Genomic DNA, 16,330 nt, shown 5'->3' with positions numbered 1-16,330 from the left:
TAACCTAAGAAAGTATATTAATTTAGAACTCTCTAAACAAGACCAAATCAAAAGATGATGAAAATAGAGCAAATTTATACAGGATGCTTGGCTCAAGGAGCTTATTATATAGAAAGTAACGGCGAAGTTGCTATTGTTGATCCTTTAAGAGAGGTACAGCCTTACATAGAAAAAGCACATGCCGATGGTGCAAAAATTAAGTATATTTTAGAAACTCATTTCCATGCAGATTTTGTTAGTGGACATGTAACACTATCAAAAAAAACAGGAGCTCCTATAGTATACGGTCCCAATGCGGAACCAAATTTTAAAGCCATTATTGCTACCGATGGACAAGAGTTTGAATTGGGTGAAATTCGAATCAAAGTTTTGCATACTCCTGGGCATACAATAGAATCCACCACTTACTTATTAATTGACGAACAGGGAAACAACCATGCGTTATTTACAGGCGATACTTTGTTTTTAGGAGACGTAGGTAGACCTGACTTAGCACAAAAAGCAGCAAGCATGACACAAGAGCAGTTGGCAGCAACTTTGTACCATAGTTTACGAAATAAAATTATGCCCTTAGAAGACAATTTAATTATATATCCTGGGCACGGAGCGGGTTCTGCTTGTGGAAAAAATCTAAGCAAAGAAACTACAGGAACTTTAGGAGATCAAAAACAGAACAATTATGCACTAAGAGCCAACATGACTGAACAGGAGTTTGTAAAAGAAGTTACGGATGGACTGCTGCCACCACCACAATACTTTCCACTAAATGTAAAAATGAATAAAGAAGGATACGCAGATATTGGAGAGGTTATTGCAAAAGGAACTCACGAATTAACTCCCGATGAATTAGAGAGATTGGCGAATGAGGCAGGAGCACTAGTGCTAGATGTAAGAACCGCTAAAGATTTTGCGCAAGGACACATTCCTAAATCCATTTTTATAGGTTTAGACGGAGGTTTTGCTCCTTGGGTAGGAGCACTAATTGGCGATGTGCAACAACCTTTGGTGTTGATAATCCCTGAAGGAAAAGAGGAGGAAACTGTTACACGTTTGTCTAGAGTTGGCTTTGATAATACGTTGGGGTATTTAAAAGGAGGGTTTGAAACATGGAAGAAAGCCGGAAAGGAGTATGATGTAGTGAGTCAAATCACAGCGAAACATTTAGAAAACGATGTTCAAAAGGCTATTTTTTTTGATGTTAGAAAAGAAAGTGAATTTTTGTCTGAAAGGTTGCCTAGTGCTGTAAATACACCGTTAGATAGTATTAACAATCATCTTGAAAAATTTCCCTCAAAAGGTAAATTTTATGTACATTGTGCCGGAGGCTACAGAAGTATGATTGCAGCTTCTATTTTAAAGAGTAGAGGAATTCATAACTTTGTAGATGTCGAAGGAGGATTTAAATCTATTAAAGAACAGGGAATAAAAACGACAGACTATGTTTGTCCGTCAACATTATAAGAGTTTTATGAGAACTATTTGTATTATTTTTTTAGTGATTTGGGGGTTGAGTTTTGCTTTAAGACTTTCGGCTCAGATTAAGTTTAAAAGAATGAATGTGGCAGAGTTTAGGCAAGCTATTCAGCAAGAAGATATTCAGTTAATAGATGTAAGAACCGAAAAGGAATACAATCAGGGACATATAGAAAATGCTATCCATATGGATGTCTTGTTACCTAGCTTTAAAAAAGATTTGGTTAAGCTGTATAAAAATAAACCCATTTACCTGTATTGTAAGTCTGGGAGGAGAAGTATTACAGCTTTAAGAATTTTACAAAAAAATGGTTTTGAGAACGCATGCGATTTAAAAGGAGGTTTTTTAGCTTGGGAAAAAGAATAGCCTACATCACTTACTTATAACATAGCTTAGAAAGAACGACTGTCAAGTAGTTCTTTTTTTTTATTTTCATGATACATAAATTTTATCTTTATTATGCAAATTCGTGTTCTCTTAGTCTTATTCTTATGTCTTGATTTTCTTAAAGCACAAGAACTTCCACCTATTAGCGTATACACTTCTTTAGATTACAAGGCAGAAAATCAGAATTGGTCTATTGGGCAAGGAGTAGATGAGCATATGTACATTGCGAACAACCAAGGATTGATGGAGTTTGATGGAGCATCGTGGAACTTGTATCCATCACCCAATGGAACTATAGTGCGTTCTGTAAAGATTGATGGAGAAAAAATTTATACAGGTTTTTACAACGGTTTTGGATTTTGGGAAAAGAATGACAAAGGACAACTAGAATTTACCTCTCTGTCTAATGAATTAAATTTGTTAGATGATGAACAGTTTTGGGGAATTGAACTGGTAGAGGATTGGGTCGTTTTTCAATCTTTAGAACGAATTTATTTTTATAATACAACTACTCAAAAAATAAAAGTTCACGAAGCTGAAACACAAATTTTAAATGTATTTACCGTAGAAAATGTACTTTATTACCAAGAATACGGTAACGGAGTTTATAGTATGTCTAAAGGAAATCCGGAGCTAATTAGCGCTGCTAATTTGCTTAAAAATAGTGCAGTTATTGGTATGCATACGGTACAAGATCAATTGCTGTTTGTAACTGATAATCGTGGAATTTGGCAAAAACAAGAAGAAGATTTGGTGTTATGGGAAAATGAACTGCCTAATACGATAGGGGCCATTTACAGCACACTTCAGCTTCATAACGGAAACATAGTTATTGGTACTATTTCTAAAGGAATTTTTGTGTTAAACCCGCAAGGAAAAGTTTTGTATCAAATAAATCAAGAATTGGGTTTATCTAACAACACTGTGCTTGCTATGTATGAAGATCATCAACATAGTATATGGTTAGGGTTAGATAACGGAATTAATGTTATAGATATAGACTCTCCCTTTAGGGTATATAAAGATTATACAGGAGTGTTAGGAACAGTTTATACTTCAATTACACACAAAGGTTTGGTTTATTTAGGAACCAATCAAGGGTTGTTTTGTAAAAAAATGGGAACCAATGATAGGTTTTCTTTTGTGAAAGATACAGAAGGACAAGTTTGGTCGCTAAAGGTGTTGCAAGGAGATTTGTTATGTGGTCATAATTCAGGAACTTTTTTGGTACAAGACACTCGTGCAAAAAAGATTGCAAATATAATGGGAGGATGGAAGATGGTCTCTCTTTCTGAAAATGAATTTTTACAAGGAACTTATAATGGTCTTTATGTGTTTGTAAAAAATAATCAGCAATGGCAACTAAAGAATAAGGTTGAAGGGTTTACTATATCTAGTCGTCACTTTGAGAGGCATGGAGAAAACATCATTTTTGTAAATCACGAATACAAAGGTGTGTATCAATTGTATGTAAATAAAGATTTTACAAGAGTAGAAAACATTAAACAAATAAATACATTACCAAAAGGGCTTAACTCGTCTATATTTACGTACAGAGGTGGTGTGTTCTATGCTTATCAAAACGGGGTTTATCGTTATCAACCTAAAACAAAAAATTTTAGAAAAGATACGTTAATATCTAAATATGTTTCTGGTTCACACTACAACTCAGGGGTTTTTGTAAGCACGGAAAAAGGCGATAAAATTTGGGCTTTTGCAAAATACAAAATAGTGTCTTTAGAGCAAGGTCGTTTAAGTACTAGCCCTATTATAGCTACATACCCTATTTCTTTAGATTTAAGAAAAGGTGCTACAGGATATGAAAACATTTGTTATTTAGGTAAGGATAATTACTTAATAGGAAATTCTGATGGTTATATTACTTTAGACCTTAGTAAAATGAAAGAAAGAAACCCTTGTGAGGTTGAAATTAGTCAAATCAAAAAATATTCTTTCGGTAAACAATCTCAAAATCTAGCTTTACATCAAAAACATTTGTTAGAGCCCGATGAAAACAGTTTTGAGTTTTACTGTAGCGTACCAGTTTTCGAAAAGTTTAAACATGTAGCCTTTCAATATCAACTTAAAGGGTTGTCTAACACATGGAGTAATTGGTCTACAGATCCAAAAATTGTACTAGAAAACCTCCCTTTTGGAACCTATCAGTTTTCTGTAAAAGCAAGAGTTGATGGTGTAGAAACAAGCAATGTCGCTAATTTTAGTTTTGTGATTGATAGACCTTGGTATTTGTCTAACTTGTTTCTTTTTATTTATGTGATTGCTGTCGTCTTGTTTTCAATATTTATGCACCAATTGTATACCATAAGGCATAAACGAGAACAAAGAAGGTTGCTTTTAAGAAAGCAAAGAGAGCTGCAGTTGCAAAAGCTAGAAAATGATAAAAAGATGACTTTGCTAGAAAAGGAAAAATTAGAAGCTGATGTTGTTGTAAAAAGCAAAGAGTTGGCAAGTTCTACTATGAGTATTGTGAAAAAAAATGAATTGCTAAGTACAATCAAAGAAGAATTGATGGAAGGGCAGCCAAAAAATATTCAGAATGTAATTCGAATTATTGATAAAAATTTAAGTAATCAAGGAGACTGGAGATTGTTTGAGGAAGCATTTAATAATGCTGATAAAGATTTTATCAAAATAATGAAACAGAAACATCCTGCTTTAACGCCACACGACTTACGATTGTGTGCATATCTAAGACTGAATTTATCTTCAAAAGAAATAGCTCCTCTGCTAAATATTTCTCCTAAAAGTGTAGAGGTAAAAAGATATAGACTACGAAAAAAAATAGACCTAACAAGTGAGCAAAACTTAGTAGACTATATTTTGAATATATAATGAAAACTTGCGAAGACAGATTGCATTTTTTGTAGCTTTTGAAGTGTAATCTTGCTTTTTTGATAAAAAACAGCTTTTTTTATGTAGCTATCTTTTGTTATATAGCACTACAAAACCTATACAATACCACTACATTTTAGGATTTTATTGTTTTTTAAGGCTCTATAAATGCTTGATTAGCCTACTGGTTGGTGTAAAAATAGAACCTGTATGTTTTTTGTAGGGATGATTTTTTATAATAATCATTATAAGGGTTGTAGTTTTGAGATATGTTCAATTTTTACAATCAAAAAATGATGAAATATTATATTACGTATTTTTTATTGCTAATGTCATTTTTAGGTTTTTCTCAAACCAAAAACATTAGAGGTGTCGTAACAGAGGCTAATACAAAAGAACCCTTGGTGGGAGTAAATGTATTGGTTAAAGGTACAACCAAAGGAGCCATGACAGATTTTTCGGGAATGTTTGAGCTGCAAAATGTAACTTCAAAAACCGTTTTGGAAATTTCTTATTTAGGGTACGTTTCACAAACTATTACAGTAGGGAATCAAAATGAAATCAATGTAAGTTTATCAGAAGATGTTGCTCAGTTAGAAGGAGTAGTTTTGATAGGTTATGGAACGCAAAAGAAAAAAGAAATTACAGGAGCTGTTTCTGTTGTAGAGACAGAAACTATAGAGAAGTTAAATCCTGTACGTGTAGAACAAGCTTTGCAGGGGCAGGTTTCTGGGGTTGCTATTACCTCTTCTTCAGGGTCTCCGGGTGCAGCATCAAATATTAGGATTCGTGGAATTTCTACCAACGGAGACAACGCACCTTTGATATTGGTAGATGGGAACCCAATCACAGACTTATCGGTTATTAACCCTAATGATATTAAAAGCGTAAATGTATTAAAAGATGCTACTGCTGGAATCTATGGAGTAAGAGCAGCAAACGGAGTAATTTTAATTGAAACCAAATCTGGTAGTAAAGAAAGTCCATTAAAATTCAACTTAGATACTTACTATGCTTTTCAACAAACTAGTAAAAAATTAGACTTGCTAAACCCTGCTCAGTTTGCAGCTTATGTCAATAAAGCAAATGGGAGTTTAACGTATTTTGAACAACCGGTTACAGGACAAATCTATGATGTAGCTAAAAGTGCTGTAACTCCTATGGGAACTACCGATTGGCAAGATCAAGTTTTTGAAACTTCTCCGATGTATAATATCAACCTTTCTGCAAGTGGTGGAACAAAAAAGTTAGCTTATGCTTTTGGAGGTTCTTACTTAACTCAGGATGGAATTGTTGGAGGAGCGGAGTCTAACTATGAGAGAATGACAGCGAGAACAAAATTGCAGTACGATGTAACAGATCAGTTATCATTATCGGCTACTGCTATTTACACATATTCAGAAAAAAACAACTTAGCCGAAAACGGAGTAGGTTCTGTATTGTACAATGCCATTAATGCAGATCCTTTAACAGGTGTGTATGATAGTACGCCTTTGCAAGATGCAGGATTTGAAAAGTACAGAAACGGATTTGGGATTGTAAACACTAATGCCATTGAAGTTGCCAACCCAGTCTCTCAAATAGCGAGTACCTATAATACCAATGTGGTAAAGAAAATTAGCCCAACATTTACTGCAGAATATAAGTTTTTAGATCATTTTTCGGTTCGTTCAAAATATCAGTTTAACCATGCAACAGATGAATCTACAGTGTTTAGACCACTTACATTTTTAGGGGTAGGGAAATCGTTAACAAGAACTACAAGAAACGAGTTGGTGGATAATGTGGATACCTACGATGATTATACGTGGAATAATTTAATAACCTATACCAATACTTTTAAAGAGGTACATAGCTTGAATGTATTGTTGGGGCAAGAGGTTAGAGAAAACAGAGGAGAATATTCAGGTTTGTTTGGAGAAATATTAAGAGAAGGAAGCAATTCGTTCTCGGATGCAAATATCTCAAATTTCGAAGAAGTTAGAGATCGTTTTACAGAGGCAGAATATACCATTGGAAGCAATCAGTTCAAAGAGCGTTTGTCTTCTTACTTTACTAGAGTACAATACAATTACAAAGAAAAATACCTGTTTTCTGGAATGTTTAGAAGAGATACCTCTTCTAAGTTTGGGCCAGAAAATAAAGTGGGATATTTTCCTTCATTCTCTTTAGGATGGGTTATGTCAGACGAGCCGTTTTTAGAGAATACTGATTGGTTGAGCAACTTAAAGTTAAGATTGAGCTACGGAAAAATAGGAAATGATAGAATTGATGATTTTGCTTACATCTCTAGATTGGATGGAGAAGGAGTTTATAGCAACAATCAAGAAAACAATGTAGAAGACTTGTTAACAGGAGTAGCCATAGGGAAATTAGCGAATCCAGAAATTAAATGGGAAACGAGTACTACCAGTAACTTAGGGGTTGATTTTTCAATCTTTCGTAATAAAATTAACATTACAGCGGATGTATATTCTAAAAAAACTGAAGACTTGTTGATTGCAGCTCAAATATCTGGATTAACAGGAGTTGGAGGAATTGGTTCATCGGCACCCGTAATTAATGCAGGAACAGTAGAGAATAAAGGGTTTGAAATGATGATATCATACAGAGATCAATTTTCTGATGATTTTAAATTCAATACCAGTTTTAACTTTTCAACCATACATAATGAAGTGTTATATGTTGGAAGCGAATCAGGATTTATAGAAGGAGGTGCTTTTGGTTTGGGTACAGGTATTTTACCTTCTAGAATGGAAAAAGGACATGCAATAGGATATTTCTATGGATACAAAACAGAGGGTATATATCAAAATCAATCAGAAATTGATGCTTTAGATGCTGCATCACCAGAGGGTACTTATCATAGTGGAGCAGGAGTAGGAGATTTGAAATTTTCTGACACTAACGGAGATGGTCAAATTACAGAAGCAGATAGAACTGATATTGGGGATCCAATTCCTAATCTAACAGCTGGTTGGAATGTAGGGTTTAGCTATAAAAATATTGATTTTAGTGCATCTGCTTTTGGGTCTTTTGGTAATGATATGGTAAGAGATTATGAAAGAGTAAACACTTTAGCAAATAAAAATGTCAGAGTATTAGATGCTTGGACAGCAAGCAACCCAAGTACAACAACACCTAGAGTGGTATCAGGGGCTTCTATAAATACAGACTATTTTTCGGATTACTATGTAGAAGATGCTTCTTACATCAGAATTCAGAATGTGCAAGTAGGGTATACTTTTCAAAAAGAAGCATTGTCTAAATACGGTATAGATAAATTAAGATTCTATGCATCAGCAAACAACTTGCATACATTTACAGATTACGACGGTTTTGATCCTTCTGCTTCTTCTTCAGACCCAATTGGAGCAGGGATTGATAGAGGCTTCTATCCTGTAGCAAAGACCTATATTTTTGGGATGAACCTAAGTTTTTAACCTTAAAAAAAAGACAAATGAAAAATATAAAGAACTTTAAAAAATCAAGCTTGTTGTTGTTTACCACAGCAATACTCACTTTGACTCCTATATTACAATCATGTGATGATTATGTAGAATTGGATCCAGTAGGACCTACTTCAGAAAATTATTTTAACAGTCCTGAAGAATACGAGGCTGCTTTGATAGGAGCTTATGATATGTTACAAACTACGCACTGGAATGTTACGGTTGCTGTTGCTGCTTCAGACGATATCATTGCGGGTGGAGATGCAGCAAATTTTGATCAACCTACGTTACAAAGAGTTGATAAAATGGAACATACTCCAGCGGATAACAACCAATTAAGAGATGTCTGGAAGTTTATGTATGCAGGGATGAACAGAGCCAATTACGTGCTAGAAAATCAAAATAAAATTGATTTTGACGGAAAAGAAGAAATTATTGCTCAGGCTTATTTTCTCAGAGCATATTACGCTTTTGAATTGGCTAAGTTTTATGGAGATATTCCTCTTTTAACAGAAACTAGAGAGGGGGTGCTAAGAATTGCAAACAAGCAAGTTAGTGTGGGAGACGAATATAACATGAATCGCGTAGGTAGTATCGCTCAGGTGTATAGCGTTATAGAAGAAGATTTAAAAGAGGCTATCAATAATTTGCCAGTAACCCAAGCAGAAAAATATGAGATTACCAAAGGAGTAGCACAAGCTTTGTTAGGAAAAGTGTATTTGTATCATGGGAAGTTTAACAATGCAAAATTTGCAGATGCTGCTACAATGCTAGGAAATGTTATCAATTCGGATGTTTACGATTTGGTAGATTTTACTACACTATTTACCGAAGCAGGAGAAAACAGTAATGAAGCCGTTTTTGAAATACAGTACACCAATGTCGAAGGTGCAGGATGGGACTGTATTCAATGTAGTGAAGGAAACTATTTTCCAAAGCAAAACGCACCACGTAACCAAGCAATTGCACCTTACATTGCAGGATGGGGATTCAACTTACCTACACAAGTGCTATACGACACTTATGAAGATGATGATGTTCGTAGAGACGTTACGATTTGGGATTTAAGAAATGATGATTCTTACGAGAAGAGTAGAGAAAACACAGGGTTTTTTACTAAAAAATACTTACCAACCCAAGCTGATGAAAATGAAAGGGCAGGGTCAGATCCATTAAACTACAGCAATAATTATCGTGCTATTCGCTATGCTGATGTACTGTTAATGGCAGCGGAAGCAGAAATACAAAGTGGAGGGTCGTTAACCAATGCGGTAAGTTATCTAAACCAAGTAAGAGCAAGAGCGTTTGGAGACAATTCACACGATTTTCCATATGCAGGAGAAACAGACATGTTACAAGCAGTCTATAAAGAAAGAAGGTTAGAGCTTGCGGCAGAAGGACATCGTTTTTTCGACTTAGTAAGAACCAATCAAGCTTCTCAAGCTTTTCAAAATTATAACAATACCAAACCTGTAGAATTTGGTAGCGTGAATTATACCGAAGGAAAAAACGAAATATTTCCAATTCCAACTGTAGAGCTAAACTTAGCCAATGCTACAGACAGATGGGGACAAAATCCAAATTATTAAAAGAAAGTAATAACCTTAAAACCTTATACATATGAACTTAATAAAAAAAGGAATAAGCTTTATAGCAGTCCTAGCACTGTTGCAGGCTTGTACAAGCGACGATAGCGAAATGAATAACGGTGTGTTGTCAGATGTAGATTTTACGGTATCAGTAAGTGGAGATGGTACAGTAGCAACTGTAACACCTACTTCATCAGGGGCTACCATGTATGAAATAGATTTTGGTACAGAAGCTAATGATGATATGCATCAAACTGCAGGAGTCCCGATAACTTACGATTATCCTGATGAAACAGCAACATATACCATAAAAGTAACAGCACAAGCAGAAGGAAAAGAAAGTGTAACAGTAGAAAAAGAGCAATTAATAACTTACCAAATACCACAAACCGATGTAGTGGGTAGATGGGTAATGTTGCACAACGAAGGAGCTTTGGCAGTAGGACCTAGCTCTGAAGATCTTTCTTGGTGGTCTAGTGGTTTGGCAGATGTAAAAACACGTGATTGCTTTTTTGATGATGTATTTGAGTTTAAGAGTGATGGAAGTTTTGTTACGGAACTAGGAGATGCTACATGGAGAGAAGCAAGCTGGGAAGATGTAGAAGAAGATGGGTGTTCTTCGACTGTAGCTCCATACGATGGTTCTGCTTCAGGAACTTGGTTCCATAATGAAACAGAACAAACCATCACTTTAACAGGAAAAGGAGCTTTCTTAGGATTGGCTAAAGTAATCAATGGGGCAGAAATTACCTCTGTAGCCCAAGCAGCAAATACAATTACGTATAGCAATGTTAGTTTTTCTGAAGACAAAACTATAATGACTGTACAAATAAATTTTGGTGTTGGTGTATGGCAATACAAATTGGCCAAAGAAGGTTCGGCAGCAGCCATGTTACCTGAAACCGATGCAGATGGAGATGGAGTTTTAGATGTAGATGATGAGTGTCCTAACTTACATGGAGGAACCAATGCAAATGGTTGTCCAGATACAGGGGTAGGAACCGATCCTTTTGATGATTTTGAAGGAAACGGAAACATTACTTGGGTAGGTGATGCTGCAGGAGTAAATGTAGGAGTTCCAAATCCATCAAAAACAGGGATCAATACTTCTGATAACGTATTACAGTATGTAGATGAAGGTGGGCAGTATGCAAACATTCGTTTTGATTTGAATGAAGAAAAAACTGACAAGTTCGACCTATCAACCAAAAACGTGTTTAAAGTAAAGGTGTATGTGCCAAGTCCAGAAACGCCACACGCTGAACCTAAAAAACTAGCACTAAAGTTACAAGATGGTTCTAGCAATGCACCATGGGAAGGACAAGTAGTAGTAGAACAAAATTATGAGTACGATACTTGGCAAGAGCTTACATTTGACTTCTCTACGTACAGTGCCGAAACAAAGTTCAGTAGAATTGTTGTCCAGTTTAACGGAGAAAACAATTACGAGTGGGTAAATGCTTATATCGATGACTTTACCTACGGTACCAACGAGTAGTAAAGAATAAGTTTATCTGTAAATTCATCCACAAACCAAGTCGGATGTGGGTGAATTTTTAACATAAAAAATAGAAAAATGAAATACAAACAATGGATTATAAGTAGCTTGTTATTTACTGCATTTTTTTCTTGTGGTAGTGATGGGGGAGCAGAAACAATAACACCTAAAAACGATGGGTGTAATGGCGTAGTCGCTTCAGCCATGCCAACAGGAGATTTAACTACGCTTATTTGGGCAGACGAGTTTAATGAAGACGGAACACCATGCTCAGACAATTGGACGTACGATATAGGTGCTGGCGGATGGGGAAACAATGAAGCCCAATACTATACTAGAGAGTCAGACAACGTAAAAGTGGAAAACGGTGTGTTAAAAATTACTGCTAAAAAACAACTGTATAGTGGAGCAGAGTACACATCAGCTCGCCTAAAAACTCAAGGAAAATTTGGCTTTACATATGGAAAAGTAGAGGTAAGAGCAAAATTACCAGCAGGAGGTGGTACTTGGCCAGCTATATGGATGTTGGGTGAAAATATTTCTACAATAGGTTGGCCAGCTTGTGGTGAGATTGATATCATGGAACACACAGGAAATGATTTAGGTGTTACTTCTAGTGCAATCCACACAACTTCTGGGCATGGAGGAAACCCTTCTTTTGTGTCTCATTACGATAAGGTTGATGATGTTTCTACAGCTTTTCATGTGTACGGAGTACAATGGACACCAGACAAAATACAATTTACAGTTGATGGTGTTGTTAAAGGTACGTATCAAAAACCGACAGAGAATAATAGTGCTAATTGGCCTTTTTACCAAAATCAATTTTTGATTTTAAACTTAGCAATGGGCGGAACCCTTGGGGGGAATATAGATCCAGAGTTTACTCAAGCTAGGTTCGAAATTGATTACGTAAGGGTTTATCAATAAGCATAGTACGTTAAATTTTAACAAAACAAGATACCGATGAAAAAAAGAGTTCAACTTTTATTTTTCAGTTTGTTAACCTACAGTGTTATTTCTTGTAGTCAAACGGACGAGATAAAATATAAAAACCCAAAATATAACGTAAACCAACGTGTAGAAGATTTGTTGTCTAGAATGACCTTGGATGAAAAAATAGGACAAATGAATCAGTACAACGGTTTTTGGAATGTAACAGGGCCTGCTCCTGTTCAGGGAGATCAAGCAAAAAAATACAAGCATTTAAGAGAAGGATTGGTGGGGTCTATGCTAAATGTAAGAGGAGCTGCTCAGGTAAGAGCAGTACAAAAAGTAGCTGTAGAAGAATCTAGGTTAGGAATTCCGTTAATTATTGGTTTTGATGTGATTCACGGATACGAAACCCTAAGTCCTATTCCGTTGGCAGAAGCTGCTAGTTGGGATTTAAAGGCAATCAAAAAATCAGCAGAAATGGCTGCTTTAGAAGCCTCAGCTGCAGGAATCAATTGGACTTTTGCACCTATGGTCGATGTTTCTAGAGATGCACGATGGGGTAGAGTAATGGAAGGAGCTGGAGAAGATCCTTATTTAGGTAGTCAAATTGCCAAAGCCAGAGTACAAGGTTTTCAGGGCGAAGATTTGTCTCTGCACAACACAATCTTAGCTTGTGCAAAACATTTTGCAGGATACGGATTTGCAGAAGCCGGTAGAGATTATAACACAGTAGACGTAGGAACCTCTACGCTAAATAACATTATTTTTCCTCCATTTAAAGCTTCTATTGATGCAGGTGTAAAAACTTTTATGAATTCTTTTAACGAGCTAAACGGTGTGCCTGCTACAGGAAATACATTTTTACAAAGAACCGTGTTAAAGGGAGAATGGCAGTTTGATGGTTTTGTAGTTTCAGATTGGGGATCTATTATGGAAATGATGGCTCATGGTCATGCAAAAGATTTAAAACATGCAGCAGAAATTGCAGCCAATGCTGGTTCGGATATGGACATGGAGTCGTATGCATATGTAGGACACTTATCCGACTTGGTAAAAGAAGGCAAGGTTAATGAGGCTTTGATAGATGATGCTGTTCGTAGAATTTTAACCACAAAATTTGAATTAGGTTTATTTGAAGATCCTTACAAGTATTGTGATGAGCTAAGAGAAAAACAAGTAGTTGGAAGCAAGCCTGTTAGGGATGCTTCGCTAGACATGGCAAAAAAATCGATTGTATTGTTAAAAAATCAAGATGATTTATTGCCTTTGGCAAAAGAAGGAGTGAATATAGCTGTGATTGGAGACTTGGCTGCAGACAAAACCAGTCCCTTGGGAAGTTGGAGAATTGCTGCGAAAGACGAAACTGCAGTTTCTGTTTTAGAAGGTTTGCAGGTGTACAAGCAAAATATAATTACTTATGCCAAAGGAGCAGATGTAGCTTTAGGAGAACCTAATTTTATTACCGAGGTTCAAATCAATCAAAACGATAAAAGCGATTTTTCTGAAGCAAAAAAAGTTGCGAAAAAGGCCGATGTAGTAGTGATGGTTTTAGGAGAACATGGTTTTCAAAGTGGAGAAGGTAGAAGTCGAACTAAGCTTGGGTTGCCTGGAGTTCAGCAAGAGTTGTTAGAAGAAGTTTATGCTGTAAATAAAAACATCGTGTTGGTGTTGAATAATGGAAGACCTTTAGTGCTATCTTGGGCAGACAAGCACATTCCTGCTATTTTAGAAGCTTGGCAGTTAGGAACACAAAGCGGTCATGCAATTGCTCAAGTTTTGTACGGAGATTATAATCCTAGTGGAAAATTACCAATGAGTTTTCCTAGAAATGAAGGGCAGGTGCCTTTGTACTACAACTACAAAAATACAGGAAGACCTGTTGCTCCAGGAAAAGATGTGGTGTTCTGGTCTCATTATCAAGATCAAAAAAACGATGCTTTGTATCCTTTTGGACATGGATTAAGCTATACAAAATTTGAGTATAGTGATATCAAAGTTACTCCACTACCAGAAGGAGTTGAGGTAAAAGTCAACCTAAAAAATATAGGAGATAGAGCAGGAAAAGAAGTAGTGCAACTGTACATTAGAGATGTAGTGGCAAGTGTAACCAGACCTGTAAAAGAGCTTAAAGGTTTTAAATTGGTGTCACTTTCTAAGAATGAAGAAAAAAGTATCAGATTTGTTCTAACAAACAAAGAGTTAGGGTTTTACAACAATCAGGGAGAGTTTGTGGTAGAACCAGGAGAGTTTAGCGTGTTTGTTGGTGGAAGTTCCAAAACTGTTATAGAAACTAGTTTTGAATTATAAGATAGCAATGCATTTTTTTTTAACCTCCCCATTTGCATTGCACTTAAGAGGCTGAGTTGATTAAAACTCAGCCTCTATTTTTAGTTCTATTTTTTTTTTGCTAACAGGATGGGTAAAGCATAAGGAAGCTGCATGCAAGTACAGTCTGTCAGATTTTTTTCCATACAAATCATCGCCAACAATAGCTGTGTTTAGTCCCATTGGATGAGCTGCATGCATTCTTAATTGGTGTGTTCTACCTGTGATGGGGAAAAAATGAACTTTGGTTTTTCCGTCTTTAAAAGCAATTTTTTTCCAACGTGTTTGGGCTGGTTTTCCATGTTTAAAGCAAACCAGTTGTCTCGGTCTATCGTCAATATCCAATCGCAAAGGAAGGTCAATAATTCCTTCATTAAGTTTTGGCAGGCCGTCAAGAAGAGCAACGTAAGATTTCTGTACTTGTCTTTTGATAAATTGACGTTGCAATTGTTCGTGTATTTCTTTACTCTTAGCTATTAATAACAGGCCAGAAGTAGCCATATCCAAACGATGAACTAACAAAGGTCCAGTGGCTTTTGGGTATTGTTGTTTGATGCGTGAGTAAACAGAATCACTAATAGATTTTCCAGGAACGGATAAAAAATCAGCCGGTTTGTTTACAGCTAATAGGTATTCGTCTTCGTAAATAACAGTGATTTCTTTTCCAATAGCAGGGTTTTGTAACAAAGGATTTTCATCAATAGTTAAGCCTTGTAACATGTGCCCTAGAATAGGCTTGCACTTGCCTTGGCATGCTGGATAATATTGTTTGTGCTTTCTTATTTCTGATTTAGGACTGTCTCCCCACCAAAACTCAGCCATACAAACAGGGATTAGTTGGTTGGTAAATGCGTATTGAAGCAGTTTAGGGGCTGCACATTCACCCGCACCTGCAGGAGGAATTTCAAAAGCGGTATTGCTAAACAGTTGTAATAAATTTTTTTTTGTTCCTTCTTTATTCAAAAATTGATATTGGCTAAACAAATAGTGTTGTAGTGCTTTGGACCTAGTTTTGCGTAGGTTTTTTACGTCAGAAATAGCTTTTTCATAGGGTTTTAGTTGGTCTTTAAGCTTCTCTATGCGTTGTTGCCAATTTTGTATAAGTTGGTTTAGTTGTACTTTAGACACTATACTTTCTTTTGCCAGCTGATTCAGTAGCTCCGAGTATTCCTGTTCAGAAAGTTGATTTTTAGCAAGTGTTCTTTGTTGTTTTCTTTTTTTTCTGTCTGCAATAATCTGTTTACGTAACAGCTGTATTTCTTGCTGTTCTGAATTTTTAAATTCTTTTAATTGCTTTTGTAAAGTGTTGTATGTTTTGTCTTGTTCTAGAGCTTCTAATTCGGAGTTTAGCTGGTTTAAAACTTTTTCTTCTTGTAAAAAATAACTTTGCTGTTGTAGCATATCAAAAACAGGAGGAACAAAATAACGATGTGTGTTGGTGCCCGCCAATTTACCTGAAAAAGACACTAAATAACCCAATTGATTTTTCACATTTTTAACCACTAAAATTCCAAACATTTTTCCAATGCCTTTTTCGTTCTCTTTATCGGAAGTAAAAAAAGGATGTGACCATTCTTTTTGATGTTGTAGGTATTCTTGAACTTCTTTGGCAGCTATTTCACATAGAGGATGGGGTTCGTAGTAAAAAGGATATGTGAATTTTTTGGGCAGAGAAATAGTGCCGAGATTACTTTTAAAAGGATGCAAATACGGAATAGACATTATAGACTGGTTTAAGGTGCAAATATATCAAAGAAATTGATGTTTTGTAAAGAGGTTTTTATGGTGATTTAAATCAGTTTTAAAAGTATTTTTA

The 16,330-nt window shown here is 35.8% G+C and carries 9 protein-coding genes; 8 read left to right on the top strand and 1 reads right to left on the bottom strand.

Annotated elements, in window-relative coordinates; genetic code table 11:
- Nucleotides 1-57: 57 nt before the first annotated feature.
- The 8 genes from FS85_RS0105695 to bglX all read left to right on the top strand — a co-directional run bounded on the left by FS85_RS0105695 (nt 58) and on the right by bglX (nt 14,496).
- A complete protein-coding gene (locus FS85_RS0105695; RefSeq protein WP_010135139.1) occupies nt 58-1,461 on the top strand; it encodes an MBL fold metallo-hydrolase in 1,404 nt (467 codons plus the stop codon).
- Between the two features lie 7 nt (nt 1,462-1,468).
- Nucleotides 1,469-1,840, top strand: a complete 372-nt coding sequence (locus FS85_RS15185; RefSeq protein WP_083823630.1) for a rhodanese-like domain-containing protein — start codon at nt 1,469-1,471, stop codon at nt 1,838-1,840.
- A gap of 93 nt (nt 1,841-1,933) precedes the next feature.
- Nucleotides 1,934-4,714 (top strand): LuxR C-terminal-related transcriptional regulator, encoded by a 2,781-nt coding sequence (locus tag FS85_RS0105685; RefSeq protein ID WP_010135137.1) that lies wholly within the window; start codon nt 1,934-1,936, stop codon nt 4,712-4,714.
- 293 nt (nt 4,715-5,007) lie between these two features.
- The gene (locus tag FS85_RS0105680) at nt 5,008-8,157 is read left to right on the top strand and encodes a SusC/RagA family TonB-linked outer membrane protein (RefSeq protein ID WP_029489289.1); all 3,150 of its coding nucleotides are present in this window, start codon (nt 5,008-5,010) and stop codon (nt 8,155-8,157) included.
- Between the two features lie 17 nt (nt 8,158-8,174).
- Complete coding sequence (locus tag FS85_RS0105675) at nt 8,175-9,755, top strand: RagB/SusD family nutrient uptake outer membrane protein (protein WP_010135134.1); 1,581 nt, start codon at nt 8,175-8,177, stop codon at nt 9,753-9,755.
- A 31-nt stretch (nt 9,756-9,786) separates the two neighbouring features.
- Complete coding sequence (locus FS85_RS0105670; RefSeq protein WP_010135133.1) at nt 9,787-11,253, top strand: hypothetical protein; 1,467 nt, start codon at nt 9,787-9,789, stop codon at nt 11,251-11,253.
- 78 nt (nt 11,254-11,331) lie between these two features.
- Entirely contained in the window at nt 11,332-12,183 is an 852-nt protein-coding gene (locus tag FS85_RS0105665; protein ID WP_010135132.1) for a glycoside hydrolase family 16 protein, read from the top strand.
- A 36-nt stretch (nt 12,184-12,219) separates the two neighbouring features.
- Nucleotides 12,220-14,496: a beta-glucosidase BglX gene (gene bglX / locus FS85_RS0105660; protein ID WP_010135131.1), complete on the top strand. Its 2,277-nt coding sequence runs from the start codon at nt 12,220-12,222 to the stop codon at nt 14,494-14,496.
- Between the two features lie 60 nt (nt 14,497-14,556).
- Here the strand turns inward: bglX and FS85_RS0105655 are convergent, their stop codons facing one another.
- Complete coding sequence (locus FS85_RS0105655; RefSeq protein WP_010135130.1) at nt 14,557-16,236, bottom strand: RluA family pseudouridine synthase; 1,680 nt, start codon at nt 16,234-16,236, stop codon at nt 14,557-14,559.
- Nucleotides 16,237-16,330: the final 94 nt, after the last annotated feature.

The organism is Ochrovirga pacifica, from assembly GCF_000220525.1.
Lineage (GTDB): Bacteria > Bacteroidota > Bacteroidia > Flavobacteriales > Flavobacteriaceae > Ochrovirga > Ochrovirga pacifica.
The sequence above is the reverse complement of the archived record's forward strand: the minus strand, read 5'-3'. Positions and strand labels throughout refer to the sequence as shown.

What these genes read in the sequence shown, in the direction of transcription:
- FS85_RS0105695 (WP_010135139.1), top strand. Translation starts at nt 58, where the DNA reads ATGAAAATAGAGCAAATTTATACAGGATGCTTGGCTCAAGGAGCTTAT.
- FS85_RS0105665 (WP_010135132.1), top strand. Translation starts at nt 11,332, where the DNA reads ATGAAATACAAACAATGGATTATAAGTAGCTTGTTATTTACTGCATTT.
- bglX (WP_010135131.1), top strand. Translation starts at nt 12,220, where the DNA reads ATGAAAAAAAGAGTTCAACTTTTATTTTTCAGTTTGTTAACCTACAGT.
- FS85_RS0105685 (WP_010135137.1), top strand. Translation starts at nt 1,934, where the DNA reads ATGCAAATTCGTGTTCTCTTAGTCTTATTCTTATGTCTTGATTTTCTT.
- FS85_RS15185 (WP_083823630.1), top strand. Translation starts at nt 1,469, where the DNA reads ATGAGAACTATTTGTATTATTTTTTTAGTGATTTGGGGGTTGAGTTTT.
- FS85_RS0105675 (WP_010135134.1), top strand. Translation starts at nt 8,175, where the DNA reads ATGAAAAATATAAAGAACTTTAAAAAATCAAGCTTGTTGTTGTTTACC.
- FS85_RS0105670 (WP_010135133.1), top strand. Translation starts at nt 9,787, where the DNA reads ATGAACTTAATAAAAAAAGGAATAAGCTTTATAGCAGTCCTAGCACTG.
- FS85_RS0105655 (WP_010135130.1), bottom strand. Translation starts at nt 16,236, where the DNA reads ATGTCTATTCCGTATTTGCATCCTTTTAAAAGTAATCTCGGCACTATT.
- FS85_RS0105680 (WP_029489289.1), top strand. Translation starts at nt 5,008, where the DNA reads ATGATGAAATATTATATTACGTATTTTTTATTGCTAATGTCATTTTTA.